Annotated in this window: 15 protein-coding genes; 6 read left to right on the top strand and 9 right to left on the bottom strand. The window is 69.5% G+C overall.

Annotated features, from left to right (window positions below):
* Positions 1-33: 33 nt before the first annotated feature.
* The 3 genes from ACQ7HM_RS04365 to ACQ7HM_RS04375 form a co-directional block, all read right to left on the bottom strand.
* A complete protein-coding gene (locus ACQ7HM_RS04365) occupies positions 34-675 on the bottom strand; it encodes a TetR/AcrR family transcriptional regulator (RefSeq protein WP_434214996.1) in 642 nt (213 codons plus the stop codon).
* Positions 676-767: 92 nt separating this feature from the next.
* On the bottom strand, positions 768-1,130 hold the full coding sequence (locus ACQ7HM_RS04370; protein WP_434214997.1) for a YidH family protein: 363 nt from the start codon (positions 1,128-1,130) through the stop codon (positions 768-770).
* On the bottom strand, positions 1,127-1,798 hold the full coding sequence (locus tag ACQ7HM_RS04375) for a TetR/AcrR family transcriptional regulator (protein WP_434214998.1): 672 nt from the start codon (positions 1,796-1,798) through the stop codon (positions 1,127-1,129). Before ACQ7HM_RS04375 ends, ACQ7HM_RS04370 begins: the two co-directional genes overlap by 4 nt.
* 111 nt (positions 1,799-1,909) lie before the next feature.
* On the opposite strand from ACQ7HM_RS04375, the gene ACQ7HM_RS04380 reads away from it, so the two are divergent.
* Both ACQ7HM_RS04380 and ACQ7HM_RS04385 read left to right on the top strand, forming a co-directional pair.
* Complete coding sequence (locus tag ACQ7HM_RS04380; protein ID WP_434214999.1) at positions 1,910-2,809, top strand: alpha/beta fold hydrolase; 900 nt, start codon at positions 1,910-1,912, stop codon at positions 2,807-2,809.
* Entirely contained in the window at positions 2,806-4,404 is a 1,599-nt protein-coding gene (locus ACQ7HM_RS04385) for an FAD-dependent monooxygenase (protein WP_434215000.1), read from the top strand. The genes ACQ7HM_RS04380 and ACQ7HM_RS04385 overlap by 4 nt, the downstream gene beginning before the upstream one ends.
* Here ACQ7HM_RS04385 and ACQ7HM_RS04390 read toward each other — a convergent pair.
* On the bottom strand, positions 4,382-5,773 hold the full coding sequence (locus tag ACQ7HM_RS04390) for an amidohydrolase family protein (protein ID WP_434215001.1): 1,392 nt from the start codon (positions 5,771-5,773) through the stop codon (positions 4,382-4,384). The genes ACQ7HM_RS04385 and ACQ7HM_RS04390 overlap by 23 nt on opposite strands.
* Positions 5,770-6,600, bottom strand: coding sequence for an alpha/beta fold hydrolase (locus tag ACQ7HM_RS04395; RefSeq protein WP_434215002.1), 831 nt, complete (start codon positions 6,598-6,600; stop codon positions 5,770-5,772). The genes ACQ7HM_RS04390 and ACQ7HM_RS04395 overlap by 4 nt, the downstream gene beginning before the upstream one ends.
* Before the next feature lie 120 nt (positions 6,601-6,720).
* Between ACQ7HM_RS04395 and ACQ7HM_RS04400 the strand changes: the two genes are divergently transcribed.
* On the top strand, positions 6,721-7,953 hold the full coding sequence (locus ACQ7HM_RS04400) for an MFS transporter (protein WP_434215003.1): 1,233 nt from the start codon (positions 6,721-6,723) through the stop codon (positions 7,951-7,953).
* 2 nt (positions 7,954-7,955) lie between these two features.
* Positions 7,956-9,479: a phytoene desaturase family protein gene (locus tag ACQ7HM_RS04405; RefSeq protein WP_434215004.1), complete on the top strand. Its 1,524-nt coding sequence runs from the start codon at positions 7,956-7,958 to the stop codon at positions 9,477-9,479.
* Positions 9,480-9,494: 15 nt separating this feature from the next.
* On the opposite strand, the gene ACQ7HM_RS04410 is transcribed toward ACQ7HM_RS04405, so the two are convergent.
* A complete protein-coding gene (locus tag ACQ7HM_RS04410; protein ID WP_434215005.1) occupies positions 9,495-9,977 on the bottom strand; it encodes a DUF4188 domain-containing protein in 483 nt (160 codons plus the stop codon).
* An 85-nt stretch (positions 9,978-10,062) separates the two neighbouring features.
* Between ACQ7HM_RS04410 and ACQ7HM_RS04415 the strand changes: the two genes are divergently transcribed.
* Positions 10,063-10,707, top strand: coding sequence for a MerR family transcriptional regulator (locus ACQ7HM_RS04415; protein WP_434215006.1), 645 nt, complete (start codon positions 10,063-10,065; stop codon positions 10,705-10,707).
* On the opposite strand, the gene ACQ7HM_RS04420 is transcribed toward ACQ7HM_RS04415, so the two are convergent.
* Both ACQ7HM_RS04420 and ACQ7HM_RS04425 read right to left on the bottom strand, forming a co-directional pair.
* On the bottom strand, positions 10,704-12,194 hold the full coding sequence (locus ACQ7HM_RS04420; RefSeq protein WP_434215007.1) for a protein adenylyltransferase SelO: 1,491 nt from the start codon (positions 12,192-12,194) through the stop codon (positions 10,704-10,706). The two genes, ACQ7HM_RS04415 and ACQ7HM_RS04420, sit on opposite strands and share 4 nt — an antisense overlap.
* Positions 12,195-12,220: 26 nt before the next feature.
* On the bottom strand, positions 12,221-13,222 hold the full coding sequence (locus tag ACQ7HM_RS04425; protein ID WP_434215008.1) for an acrylyl-CoA reductase family protein: 1,002 nt from the start codon (positions 13,220-13,222) through the stop codon (positions 12,221-12,223).
* Positions 13,223-13,293: 71 nt separating this feature from the next.
* Here ACQ7HM_RS04425 and ACQ7HM_RS04430 point away from each other — a divergent pair, with 71 nt between their 5' ends.
* Positions 13,294-13,785 carry a ribonuclease H family protein gene (locus tag ACQ7HM_RS04430; RefSeq protein ID WP_434215009.1) on the top strand — a complete coding sequence of 164 codons (492 nt, stop codon included), beginning with the start codon at positions 13,294-13,296 and terminating at the stop codon, positions 13,783-13,785.
* 92 nt (positions 13,786-13,877) lie between these two features.
* On the opposite strand, the gene ACQ7HM_RS04435 is transcribed toward ACQ7HM_RS04430, so the two are convergent.
* Positions 13,878-14,675: an SDR family oxidoreductase gene (locus tag ACQ7HM_RS04435; protein ID WP_434215010.1), complete on the bottom strand. Its 798-nt coding sequence runs from the start codon at positions 14,673-14,675 to the stop codon at positions 13,878-13,880.
* Between the last annotated feature and the right edge of the window lie 55 nt (positions 14,676-14,730).

The raw sequence follows: 14,730 nt of genomic DNA on the forward strand, positions 1-14,730 counted from the left end.
ATGCGGTGCGGTGGTTGATGTGTCCCGGCGCGGTCAGGTGCGCCGCGCGGCGTCACCGACGTAACCGACGGTGGCGCGGGCGATCCCGCGGAAACGGGTGACGATCTCGTCGGGCGACAGACGTCCCTCGGGCTTGTACCAGGTCGACACCCCCACGCACATGGTGGTGACGGCGCGACCGGTGTCCTCGGGGACCTCGGTGATGAAGACCCCGGCCCGCACGCCCGCGATGATGATGTCGTCGACCATGCGCTGCTGTTCGCGGCGCTTGCTCGTGTAACTCTTGCGGTAGTCGTCATCGAGACTGCGGATCTCGGTCGACCCGATGAACGCCTGCGCCCGCCGGTGGATGTGGAACTGCAGGAGGGTCTCGACGACGGCGTCGAACTGATCGACGGGGTCGTCGCCGGCGGCCGCGATCGACTGCTCCGAGCGCCACAGCAGATCGGCCATCGTCAGTTCGAGAAGACCCTGCAGCATCGACTGCTTCGACGGGTAGTGGTGATAGAGCCCCGGGACCGACAATCCGGCCCGTGCGGCGATCTCCCGCACCGACGTCCCGTGGTACCCCTGCTCGGCGAAGGAGGCCAGCGCGGCGGCCAGCGGGACGGGCAGATCCGCCCGGCCGTAGTCACGCCAGGCCTCGGTCACGGCCAGCGGCGACTCCTCGGTCATGTCACCAACCTAGTGCGCCGCCCCATCGCAGTGTCACCCAGTCCCTACCGAGCGTTCGCCCGGGCGTGTTCCTGCAGCTCACGTGACCGCGGTCAGGCCGCGAGCCCCGCGACGACCGCGATCAGCGACAGCACCACGACACCGACGATGACGACCCACACGTGCCCCGGGCCGGGCATCGGGGCGCCGTCGCGCAGGGCCACGGTGGTCCGTCGCCAGCGCACGCCGCCGGCGACAGCGGCACCCGCCCCGAGGGCGATGAGACCGATGCCGACGACGTCGCGCACACCCGACGACGAGAAGTCGGGCAGCACGTGGAGGACGGCCATCCCGGCGGCGATCAGCCCCAGTGCGGTGCGGATCCAGGCGAGCACGGTGCGCTCGGCGGCCAGGGTGAACCGCGCATCGACCGCGCCGGCCGGACGGTGCTCGCGTGGGGTCTCCGGTTCGGTCATCGCTGCGCCTCGACCGCGGTCTGGAGACCCGAGATCAGCATCTGCAGTCCGAAGGTGAACTCCTCTTCCAGCGGCACCGGGACCTCGCCGGCAACGGCGATCGACGCCGGGAAGTCGGCGGGATCGACCGCTCCCCATGCCGCGGCCTGGGTGGGCGCGGGATCGTCGGTGCGCAGCTGCGCAGCGAACCCCAGCACGTAGCGGGCCACCGTCACCCAGGCCCGCACCGCGAGGCCGGCGTCGAAGCCGGCGGCGAGCAGCATCGCCAACGCCCGTTCGCGTACCGCGAGGGCGTGAGGACCGACCGGCGTGTTGTCGATCATCAGCGGCGCGACGTTCGGGTTGCGGCGCAGGACCTCGAACATGGTGCGCGCCGCGGTCTCCAGCGCCTGCTGCCACGGCATGGCGAGGAGCGCGTCGTCGTCGCGCATCCGCGAGTGCGACGCCATCTCGGCGAACATCGCGTCGACGACGTGGGCGACGAGCTGCGGCCGACCCTCGACATGGCGGTACAGCGTCGCGGTACCCGAACCGAGTCGCTGGGCGAGGGTCCGCATCGACAGTGCGTCGGCGCCCTCCTCGTTCAACAGCGCGATCGCGGTCGCGACGATCCGGTCCAACGGGACAGGTGGCCGACCTCGTGCCCGCGACCCTGACGTCGTGCTCATGGCACGAGTATGACGCCCCTTGACTGCCGATGGTTATTTAGGCAACATTGTATCCATAAACATCGACCCGCATCGCGGTCGATGCGCGCACCCCCACGACAGGAGCCGGCCATGGAGTACTTCGTCGATGCCCGCGAGGACCGACACCTCGACCCCGGGACACGCGTCGGTCTGCGCGGCAATTTTGTTGCGCTGTCCGACGGTGTCACCCACCACGAGCTGACCGGACCGGCCGGCGGCGACATCGTCGTGCTCACCGGCGGCATCACCGTCCCGCTGTTCTACTGGGACGACACCGCCGCGGTGTTGCACGAGAACGGTTTCCGGACACTCACCTACAGCGCCTACGGACGCGGCTACTCCGATCGGGTGCGGGGCCGCTACGACGAGGACCTGTTCGTCCGGCAGTTGTCGGAACTGCTCGAGGCGGTCGGGGCGCCGACCCCGCACCACGTGGTCGGCGCATCGATGGGCGCACTCGTCGGGATGGAGTACGCGCGCCGCACACCCGCCGCGGTGCGCTCCCTCGCCCTCGTCGGACCCGCGGGGCTGAGCCCCCGTCCACCCCTGCAACGCCTCATGTCACTCAGCGACGCGATGACCGGTCTGATCGCTCGACGGCTGGGGCGTCGGGTGTTCGACAGCCACCAGGGCCGCAACATCACCGAGCCCGCGACGGCGGCACGACTGCAGGCGATGGTCACCGACGCCTACCGGTACGAGGGCTCGCTCTACGCGTTCTTCGAGACGCTCCAGCACTTCCCGCTGTTCGACCGCGCATCGCTGTACGGCGCCGTCGCGTCGCTCGACATCCCCACCGCGCTGATGTGGGGAACCGAGGATCTCGTCACTCCCATCGACGCGCTCGACCGTGTCCGCGACCTCCTCGCACCCGACGAACTACACGTCGTCGACAACTGCGGGCACATGGTGCCGTTCGAACGACCCACCCTCGTCGCCGAGACCATCACCTCGTTCATCGCCACCCGCACGAAACCGGTGCACCCGTGACCACTCCCACCACACAGACCACCTCCACCACCGACGTCCTCGTCGTCGGGGCCGGGCCCACCGGGACCGCGCTCGCTATCGACCTCATCCGGCGCGGTGTGTCGGTTCGACTCGTCGACAAGGGAGTCCACGCCTTCGACGGATCGCGCGCGAAGGGGATCCAGCCACGGACCATGGAGGTGCTCGAGGATCTCGGCGCCATCGACCGCATCCTGTCCGACGGTGGTGTCTACCCGAAGATGGGCATCCACCTCGGACCGGTGACCGTTCCCAAACGCATGATGGCCAAGCCCTCGACGAGCGCGAGCGTCCCCTATCCCGACACCTGGCTGATCCCGCAGGATCGCACCGTCGCCGCGCTGCACTCCCGATTCGTCGAGCTCGGCGGTCGCGTCGAACTCGGCACCGAGTTGTCGACGTACGTCCGGGCGCAGAACGGCGTCGTCGCCGAGGTGACGGGTCCCGATGCCGCCGAACGGATCACGGCCCGTTTCCTCGTCGGCGCCGACGGCGGGAGCAGCCGCGTCCGCAAGGGAAACGACATCGCGTTCACCGGCAGCACCGACGATGCCGACCGCATGCTGATCGTCGACGCCGCCGTCGACGGCGTCGACCTGTCGCGGCGGTACTGGCACATATGGCCCGGTCTGCGAGGCAGATTCGTCGGGGCGTGTCCACTACCGCACACCGACCTGTTCCAGTGGATGATCCGACTCGCACCCGACGAGGACCCGCCGACCGACGTCGACGCGATCTCCGCCCGCATCCGGAAGCAGACGCGGATGTCGGGGTTGCGACTGAGGTCGGTCGAGTGGCGATCGGTGTTCCGGCCCAACATCCGACTGGCCGAGGCCTATCGACGGGGTCCGGTGTTCCTCGCCGGCGACGCCGCACACGTCCACACCCCGGCCGGGGCACAGGGGATGAACACCGGCATCGGCGATGCCTACAACCTGGGCTGGAAGCTGGCCCAGGTGCTCGCCGGCGCCGATGACGCGCTGCTCGACACCTACGAGGGCGAGCGGCGACCGATCGCCGCGGCGGTCCTCGGCTTGTCGACCGAGAAGTACGAGGGGATGGGCAGACTCGACCCGTCGAGCCTGTCGCGCGGCACCGACGAACAGCAGCTCACCCTCACCTACCGCGGCGGTCCACTCGCGCCCACGGCGTCGACGGATCGCACGGCCGTGGCGGCGGGCGACCGGGCGCCCGACGTCGTGCTGCAGCGCGTCGACGGGACCGCGGTTCGCCTCTTCGAGATCCTGCAGGGCCCGCACTTCACGGCAATCGCCCACGGACCGACCGCCGAGACGGCGCTGGCGAGTGTGGACTGGCCCGCCTCGGGCGCAGCGGTCCGCCGTGTCGCGGTCACCGCGCGTCCGCGCGCCGGGTCGTCTCCGAGTTCGGTGACCGAGAACCTCGCCGACCCGGCCGGCGCATTCGCCCGGACCTACGGCCTCGTCGGCGACGCGATCGTGCTGATCCGTCCGGACGGATACATCGGCGCGATCGCAACCAGCGATCTCACCTCGTCGACCGCGGCTGCGATCCGCGCGCTCACGGGCACGCCGTTCACGTCTCCCGCGGACCGCTGAAGCGGCGGTTCACCACCTTCTGCACGACCCTGCGCCGGACGCGGCGGTGCAGGCCGTCGGCCCTGACGAGGTCGATCAGACGTGAGCCCGATCGCCACGCCTGCGCCTGCAGGTCGGCGACGTCGACGCCGACGAGCGCGTGATCGCGTTTGCGCCAGCGGCCCTCGACGAGAACCGCCTCGACCGCGCCGGAATGGGCGTGCAGTGCCGCGGCGACGGGATCGTGGTGCGGCCACATCGACACACCGGTCGCGTCGATGACGACGAGATCGGCCCGTTTGCCGACCTCGACCGTGCCCACGGTGTCGGCGAGTCCGAGGGCGCGAGCACCCTCGATGGTGGCCCACCGCAGGGCATCGGCGGTGCCGGTTGGGGTGGAGTGCGCGATCATCCCGGTGTCCCGTCGCGCATCCTCGTGTTCGGTCGCTCGTTGACGGCTCAACGCCATGCGTGCAGCGATGCGGACGTCGCCGGAGACGAACATGTCACCGTCGGTACCGAGTGACGGTGAGCCGCCCGCGGCCACCACCTCCGCGACGATGTCGGACCGATGCCCCTGTCCCAGTTCGTTCTCGGGGGTGCTCGTGAAGGTCACACCGCGGTCGAGCAGCCGCCGGACGAGCGGTGTCGGGATCTGCGTCCCGTGGACGATGTTGACCCGCGGACCCCACAGTCGGTGTCGGTCGACGACGTCCCAGGCGTCACCGGGTATGCCGTTGCTCTGGTGCATCGTCACCACGACACCCCGGTCACGGGCGGCGGTCATGTCCGCCACAGCCGTTGTCGCCGAGGACAACTGCGGCCCCTTGATCGCCAGCCCGCCGGTGAGCAGGGGGCCGGCCGCGATCGGACCCGACATCAGACGGTCGAACATCGCGATGTCGTGGGGCCTGTCCCGGACGCCGTGCGGTGTCCCGTGCAGGAAGACCGCACGGATCCCCGACTCGACGAGCCCCTCGATCGCCGCCACTGCGTGGTCGTGGGTCAGGCAGTTGTGGCACCAGTCGCCGATCGTGGTGACGCCGGCGTCGATCTGCGCGGTCGCGCCCGACGCGGTGCCGATGCGCATGTCGTCGGGCGTGTACCGGTGCGCCACCTCGCCGTGCATGCGGGCGAGGTACTCCGGCAGCGTCCAGTCGGCGCCCGCGAATCGCAGTGCCGCCTGCCAGGTGTGCAGGTGGGCGTTCACCAGCCCCGGCGCGATGATCCGGCCGGTGAGGTCGACGACCTCGGTGGTGGCCGGTGCCGTGATGTCGCGGCCGATCTCGGCGATCGTCCCGTCGACGACGAGGATGTCGACCCGCTCGTCGCGAGGTCGGTGCGACGCCACGGTGATGACGGTGGCCCCGGCCAGCAGGATCGCGCTCATCCGGTGATCCCGCGCTCGGCGAGGAACGCCGCCACGTGATGGGCCACCCAGTCCGGTTGCTCCTCCGGCAGCAGGTGCCCGGCGTCGGGGTGGATGACCTCGACGGCGCCGGGGATGTCGCGGGCGAATCGCGACGGGATGGACGCGCTGCCGAGAACCAGTGTGGGCACGGCGATCCGAGTGAGGTCACCGGTGCGGTCGATCTGATCGGTGTTCACGAGATCGACGAAGGCCCCGCGGTTGCCCGGTCGCGACCAGTGGCGGTGGACCCGGTCGACCATGGCGTCGTCGACGATGGTGCACCCCACTCCGACCGCCGCTCGCAGGTTCTTCTCGACGGCCCCTCGGGGCATCACGCGTCGCAGGACGGGACGCACCCAGGGCTTGCGCGCCAGCGCCATCCCGGTCGGCAACTCCTTCTCGGGATAACCCGTCGCGTTGACCACGACGAGTGCCGAGATCTGCTCGGGAAGGTCGAGCGCCAGGTTCCAGGCGATGTTGCCGCCCAACGAGTTCCCGAGCACCGCGCACCGTTCGATCCCCACCTCGTCGAGGAAGCGACTCACCACCTCGACGTAGCTGCCGATCCGGTAGTCACGCCGGGGGTGCGGACCGGTGACCCCGAAACCGGGGAGGTCGAGCCGGGTGAGGTCGTGATCGTGGCCGAGCCGGTCGACGAGGCCGTCGAAGTGGTCGAGTGACGAGGTGGTCCCGTGGAGGAGCAGGAGCGGGGGGCCGGTTCCCGATCTCCGGTACCGGATCGACATGCCGTCGACGTCGACGAACCGGTCGGCGCGAGGGTCGGGGGATGAGGAGGCGTGTGCCATGGTCGGGCCCTTCGTCGGTCGGGACAATCTATTTCGGATACAGTGTATCCACATCAATCGGGGAGGGACCATGTCGCGTCCGATTCGACACACCCCCGCCCATCGCGCAGCGTTGAGCTCATGACCGACACGAGCACCTCCGCGCCGACGACGGGATCCGGCGAGAAGGGCATCAGCCGCGCGCTGGTCGCGGTGTTCGCGATCACCGCCGGCGTCACCGTGTCGGCGATCTACTGCCTGCAGCCACTTCTCGAGGAGATCCGCGGGGACTTCGACATCAGCTCGTCGACGACCAGCCTCGTGGTGACCGCTCCCCAGCTCGGCTACGCCGCGGGTCTGTTGCTGTTGGTCCCGCTCGGCGACCGCCTCGATCGGCGTGTGTTCGCCCCGCTGTTGCTGGTCGCCTCGGCGATCGCGCTGCTGGTCTCGGGCATCTCTCCGAGTTTCCCGATGCTGCTCGTCGCCTCGCTGGCCGTCGGCGTGTTCGCGGCCACCGCGCAGGTGGTGGTGCCGTGGTCGTCGTCGCTGGCCGCGCCTCACGAACGGGGCCGCGTGGTCGGCACGGTGATGAGCGGATTACTGATCGGCATCCTGTTGGCGCGCGTCGTCAGCGGCCTGATCGCCGGCCTCGGCGGATGGCGCCTGGTGCTGTTCGTCACCAGCGCGCTGATGCTGATCCTCGCGATCGTGGTGTTCACCTCCACGCCGTCGGACGGCCCGCGGTCGACCCAGCCCTACGGTCGGCTGCTGCTCTCGGTCGCGACCATGGTGCGCGACGAGGCGGTCCTCCGGCATCGGATGCTGCTGGGGTTCCTCACCATGTTCGGTTTCAGCGCGATGTGGACGTCGGTGGCGTTCCTGCTGGCCGGCTCCCGCGGAGAGCACTATCACTTCAGCGAGACCGCGATCGGGCTGTTCGGTCTGGCCGGCGTGGCCGGTGCGGCGGGCGCGCCGCTGGTGGGCCGACTCGCCGACAGCGGCCGTTCCCGTCTGGCCACGACCTCGGCCTGGCTGATCATCCTCCTCGGCTGGGCCGCGCTCGGCTTCTCCGGGATGTCGTTGGTGGCGTTGGTCATCGGGCTGCTGGTGTTCGACCTCGGGGTGCAGGCGTCGCAGCTGTCGAACCAGACGGCGATCTACGCTCTCGCGCCCGACGCGCGGAGTCGGGTGACGACGGCGTACATGGTCACCTATTTCCTCGGCGCCGTCGCCGGGTCGGTGTGTTCGGGCGTCGCCTATCAGGCCGCCGGCTGGCTCGCCGTCTGCGCCATCGGCGCGGGTGCCGCCGTGCTCGGCCTCGCGCTGTGGGGTGCGTTCGACCGCCTGGAGCGTCGCGCCGCCGCTAGCGTGTGAGCGTGCAGACCTTCGACGACATCGTCATCGGCGCCGGCCACAACGGACTCACCACCGCCGCGTACCTGGCGCGCGCCGGGCGCCGTGTGCTGGTGCTCGAACGCTCCGATCACGTTGGTGGCGCGTCGATCTCGGCGGAGGTGTTCCCCGGTGTCGATGCACGGTTGTCGCGGTACTCGTACCTGGTGTCGCTGATGCCGCGGTCGATCATCACCGACCTCGACCTCGACGTGCGTCTGGTCCGGCGGCGCTTCTCCTCCTACACACCTCTTCCCGGTCGACCGGAGTCCGGACTGCTGGTCGACAACGGTGACGCCGAGGCGACACGACGGTCCTTCGCCGCCGCGGCCGGGTCGGACGTCGATCACCGTGCGTGGCAACAGTTCTACGAGCGGATGGAACGGGTCGCACAGCGCGTGTTCCCGACGGTGCTCGAACCGTTGCGCTCGGCTGCCGAGATCGCGGCCCTCGTCGACGACGACGAGCTGTGGTCGGCGCTGGTGGAGCGCCCGATCGGCGAGCTGATCGAGGCGACGTTCGCCGACGACACGGTGCGCGGCGTCGTCGCGACCGACGCGCTCATCGGCACCTTCGCCGATCTGCACGACCCTTCGCTGCGCCAGAACATCTGCCTGCTGTACCACCTGATCGGTGGCGGAACCGGTGACTGGGACGTGCCTATCGGTGGGATGGGTGCGGTGAGCGGGGCGCTCGCGCGCGCGGCGGCGGCCGCCGGCGCCGAGATCCGCACGGGAGTGCGCGTCGAGTCGGTCGACCCCGACGGCGGGGTGGTGTCGTGGGCCGGTGGTTCGGCCCGGGCAGCGATGGTGCACGCCGGGTGCGCGCCGTCGGTGCTGAACACGATGCTCGACGAACCGGTCGACACCGAACCCGCGCCGCGTGGGGCGCAACTGAAGATCAACCTGCTGCTGACCCGACTCCCCCGCCTGCGCGACACGACGGTCGATCCCTCGGCCGCGTTCTCCGGGACGTTCCACATCAACGAGGGCTTCGCGCAGATCCAGGCGGCCCACGCCGACGCCGCGGCCGGCCGCATACCCGGCCTGCCGCCGTGTGAGATCTACTGCCACACACTGTCCGACCGCAGCATCCTCGGCGCGGGACTCGACGGCATGCACACGCTGACACTGTTCGGCCTGCACATGCCGCCGGAACTCTTCACCGCGCCCGGGGCACTGGATCGAGCGGTCGAGGCGACCCTGGCGTCGGTGGATACGGTTCTCGCCGAACCGATTCGCTCCGCGATCGCCTCCGCCGCCGACGGATCGCCGTGTATCGAGGCGAAGTCGCCGCTCGACCTGCAGGAGTCGGTGGGTCTACCCGGCGGCAACATCTTCCACCGGTCGCTGCAATGGCCCTGGGCCGAGACCGACGCCGAGGTCGGTACCTGGGGTGTCGAGACCCGCCACCCGCGCCTGACGATCTGCGGTGCGGGCGCCCGTCGCGGCGGCGGTGTCAGCGGCATCCCCGGGCACAACGCGGCCCGGTACGCACTGCAGCGCTAGCGGACGACGCGTCGGTCACCGACGGCTCAGGCGGGTGCGAGCGGTGTCGCGGCCCCTACCGAGCTGCACCGATTCGCCGGCCGCGGCCAGGCCCATCACGGGCATGTTGACGTAGACCGACTCGTGGTCGCCCGCAGCGACGCGGAACGTCTCGTGGAAGATGCCGACATCACCGTTGCCGCCGACGGCCCGATTGAACGCGCGCCAACTCTCCAGATGCGGATCGTCGGTATTGCGAGCGAACGCCTCCAGCTGCTCGAAGCTGCGCCAGTACTGCACGAGCGTGATGGTGCGCCCGCCCATTGCCATCCGCACGCCCAGAAGGCCCTTCTCCGGGTGCGCCCGGAGGTCGCTCAGCATCCGCGGCATCGCCCGGAACGGGCCGATCCAGGAACGCACCTTCCACAGCTTGTTGAAGCGGATCCCGATCAGGAAGACGACGAAGTCTCCGTCGATGTGGGCGGTCCGGCGCCCGGGGTGAACGGTGTCCTGCGACATGGGGCCTCCTGAGATGAATGGATAGTGGCGCTATCCGATTAACAGATAGTGCTACTATCCATTGCGTGATGTCAAGGCCGCGCCGATGAAGATCTCCGAGCTGAGTCGTCGCAGTGGCGTGAGCGTGGCGACGATCAAGTACTACCTCCGCGAGGACGTGCTGCCCGCCGGCGAACCGACCTCGAGCAACCAGGCCTCCTACGGCGACGGCCACCTCCGTCGACTCCGACTCATCCGGGCGCTCATCGACATCGGCGGTCTTTCCCTGGCCAGGGTCCGCGACGCCCTGGCCGCGACCGAGAACGACGAACTCCCCCTGCACGACGCGTTCGGCGCGGTCATGCTCGGGCTCGACGATCCGGGCATGACCGTCGCCGACGACGACACCGTCGGCGAGGTACGTGACTGGCTGGCCGACCGCAACTGGACGATCGCGCCCGACGCGCCGGCCACCCGACGACTGGCCGAGTTGATCGGGATCCTGCGCACATTCGGCCTACCGGTGACGGCGGAGAGTTTCAGTGCGGCCGCCGACACCGCCGAGGCGACCGCGATCGACGAGGTGCGGTACGCGCACGACCAACCGGACAGGATCGCCTCGGTCGAGATGATGCTGATCGGCACGGTCGTCTACGAGCGCGCGATGGCGATGGTCCGTCGTCTGGCGCTCGAGGCCGCCAGCGCGCGGATCGACGACGGCACCGGGATCGACGACCCGGCCCGAGGCTAGGTTCCGCAGAAGGTCTGGAACCCGGCACCGAAGTCGTCCGGTGCGGGTTGCGCGTAGGCACCCAGCGCCGGATCGGCATCGAACGGGCGCGTGATCACGCTGAGCAACATCTCGAACTTCTCGAGGTCGCCGGCGGTCGCCGCGCGCAATGCGATGTCCACCAGATGGTTTCGCGGGATGTAGATCGGGTTGACGCGGTCCATGGCGTCTGCGGTGGCCGCCTCGGATGCGGGCAGTGCGGCACGCCACCGGGTGAGCCACGGTGCGATGGCGTCCCGCGGGATCAGGTCGTCGAGGGGTCGGGCGTTGCCGCGGAGTTCCTCGGCCAGTGCCCGGAAGGTGCCGGTGAAGTCCGGGCGGTGGTCGCGCATCACCGACTGGAGGTCGTCGATCAATGCCGGATCCGGTTCGGCGAGTCCGAGTTTCGCGGCGAAGTGCCCGGCGAGGTGCGCATCGTGGCGGTCGAGGAACGTACCCAGGATCTCGGTCAGCGCCGCGATGGCCGCATCGGTGTCGGGGGTCTCGGGATCCGAACCCAGCTGCGCGGCGACGAGGGGGATGAGCGCCTCGGCGAATCGCGCGAGGTTCCATCCGATGACCGGCGGTTGGTTCGTGTAGGCGTAACGGCCCTGGACGTCGATAGAACTGAAAACGGTGGCGGGGTCGTAGGCGTCCATGAACGCGCAGGGTCCGTAGTCGATGGTCTCGCCGGAGATGGTGGTGTTGTCGGTGTTCAGCACGCCGTGGATGAAGCCGACGGCCATCCACTGCGCCACCAGCGCGGCCTGCTTCTCGACGACGGCCTCGAAGAACCGGAGGTAACGGTCGTCAGCTCCGACGAGTTCGGGGTGATGGCGCGCGATCGTGTAATCCGCCAACGGCTGCAGCGGATCTCGCTGACGCAACGCGAACTCGAAGGTGCCCACCCGGATGTGACTGGACGCGACGCGCGCCAGCACGGCGCCCGGCTCGAGGGTGTCGCGCATGATCATCTGGCCGGTGGCGGTGATCGCGAGTGCGCGGGTCGTCGGGATGCCGAGCGCGTGCATGGCCTCGGAGATGAGGTACTCGCGCAGCATGGGCCCGATGGCCGCGCGGCCGTCGCCACCGCGCGCGAACCGGGTACGACCCGAACCCTTGAGGTGCAGATCGCGACGACGGCCTGCGGGGTCGACGAGCTCGCCGAGCAGCATCGCGCGTCCATCGCCCAGCAGCGGCTGATAGCCCCCGAACTGGTGCCCGGCATAGGCCATCGCGATGGTGGTCGCGCCCGCGGGCGGTGCCGATCCCGACAGGATCCGCGCGGCTTCGGCGGAGTGCAGGGTGTCGGGGTCGAGCCCGAGTTCCTGGGCCAGGTCGGTGTTGACCACCAGCACCCGCGGATCGGGGGCGTGCTCGCCGGTGAACGGCACGAACATGCCCTCGAGATCACGGGCGAAGGTGTTCTCGAGGGTGAACAGGGTCGACGCGGGAGCCGATGACGTCATACGTCCAGGCTAACCACGTGTCGGGGTCAGAAGCCGCCGGCGACCGCCACGACCGTGCGACCGGTGCGGCCGCCGTTCTTGATCTCGGCCAGCACCTCGTCGACCTGCGACACCGGGACCTCGACGGTGAGGTCGTCGAGGTGGCGGATGCGCAGGTCGTCGGCCAGGCGTGCCCACGTCTCCCTACGCTGGGCGATCGGCAGCTCGACGGAATCGATGCCCAGCAGCGCCACGCCGCGCAGGATGAACGGCATCACGGTGGTGGGCAACGACACCCCGCCGGTGAGTCCGCTGGCTGCGACGGCGCCGCCGTAGCGCACGGTCGACAGCACCCAGGCGAGCGTCTTCCCGCCGACGCAGTCGACCGCACCGGCCCAGCGGGCCTTGTCGAGGGGACGGATCTTGGCCTCGGGATCCTCCGGGACCCGACCGATCACCTCCGACGCGCCCAGCGCCGTGAGCAGGTCGTGCTGGTCGCTCTTGCCCGTGGACGCGACGACCTCGAAACCGGCACCGGCGAGCAGGTCGACGGCCACCGACCCGACACCGCCGGTCGCGCCCGTGACGAGGATCGGACCGTTGTCGGGGGTGACCCCGTGCCGCAGGAGGGCGGCGACGCTCAGCGCCGCGGTGAAACCGGCGGTGCCGATGGTCGCGGCCTGTCGTGGGGTGAGTCCGTCACCGAGGACGACGACCTGCTCGGCGGGGACCCGCGTGCGCTCGGCGTAGCCACCGTGGCGCGACACCCCGGTCTGGTAGCCGTGCACGACGACCGCGTCGCCGACGGCGACGTCGGGGCTCGACGATGCGCGCACGGTGCCGGCGAGGTCGATGCCGGGCACGATCGGGTACTCGCGGACCACGCCCGCTCCCGGCGTGATCGCCAACGCGTCCTTGTAGTTCACCGACGAATAGGCGATGTCGATGGTGACGTCGCCCTCGGGGAGGAACGACTCGTCGACGCTCTCGGTCGAGAGGGTCACGGCACCATCGGATTCGCGGGCCACACGGGCCGAGAAGTTGCTCATGCCCCGACCCTAGTCACGCTCCGGCCGCGCCTGCCCGGCGATGTCGTGTGCCGTCCGTAGACTCGCCTCCCGTGATCATCGTGAGCACCGACGGGTCGTGCCTGAAGAATCCCGGCGGACCGATCGGCTGGGCCTGGGTCGACCACACCGGCCCCACGGCCAGTGGTGGAGCACCGTCGGGCACGAATCAGACCGCCGAACTCCACGCGATACTCGAGGCCATCACCGCCCACCCCGGCCCCGAACCGCTGATGGTGGAGTCGGATTCGCAGTACGGCATCAAGTGCTCGTCGGAATGGCTCCCCGGGTGGAAGCGGAAGGGGTGGCGCACCGCCGCGGGTGCGCCGGTGCGCAACCTCGATCTCGTGCAGGCCATCGACGCCGCCATCACCGATCGCACCGGACCGGTGCGCTTCCGTTGGGTGCGCGGCCACATGGGCAACGAGTTCAACGAGATGGCCGATCAGTTGGCCGGCGCCGCCGCGCGCGAGGCCCGCGAGAGCGGTCGCGCGTCAGCGAATCACCGCTCGGTCGAGATCGCCGAACCGGTCACCCTGTTCTGAGATCGACTGGGATTTCCCGCTGAGCGGACCGGCAAGCCCGATATGGCGATGCCGATCAGCTCAGCGGTACATCTCAGTCGCGTCCGAAAAGGTCAGTGGCTCCCGGCGAGGCGCTTGTTGACCAGACGCGTGAGGTAGACCGGCGAGAAGCGCGAGCCGACGGCCATCAGTCGGGTCTGGGTGCCGACGTTGTAGTGCACCTGGTGGATCGCCTTGCTGAACAGGTTCGGCTCGGCGGCCTCGACGATGCGGTCGGCCACATCCTGCGGGCCGAGCTTGATGCCCAGCGAAGTGGTGGTGCCGGTCTTGATGTTCTGGGTCATCGCGGTCTGGACGTACAGCGGCCAGATGGCGACGACGCGGATGCCGTAGCCGCCCCACTCGATGTCGAGGGCCTCGGTGATCGCGCGGACGAAGTGCTTGGTCGCGCTGTAGTTGGCGAGCTCGGCCTGACCGTAGATCGCCGACGCCGACGCGAGGTTGATCGCGACCGAACGCTTCGTGGCCTTGAGGTAGGGGAAGGCCGCGTGCAGTCCGTTGACCACGCCCTTGGTGTTGATGTCGATCTCTTTGTGCAGCGTCGAGACCTTGAGCTCTTCGAAGCGGCCGGCGATGAGGATGCCCGCGTTGTTGAGCATCACGTCGAGCTTGCCGCCGGTCTTCGAGGTGAACTCGGCGAGACGCTCGGCGAACTCCTCGGCGTCGGTGACATCGAGGTGACCGATGACCGGGGTCGCGCCCAGGTCCTCGATCTCGTCGGACAGGGTCTTGAGCCCCGCCTCGTCGATGTCGTACGCGCCGACGATGTAGCCCTTGCGGGCGAAGGACAGGGCCGTCTTACGACCGATGCCGGCAGCAGCGCCGGTGATGAACACGCTTTTCGGGGCCATGAGAGCTTTCTAGCAGGTGATCGATCCCACAGAGAACGAGGTTCCGTTATCGGAA

Source organism: Williamsia sp. MIQD14 (genome assembly GCF_051025635.1).
Lineage (GTDB): Bacteria > Actinomycetota > Actinomycetes > Mycobacteriales > Mycobacteriaceae > Williamsia_A.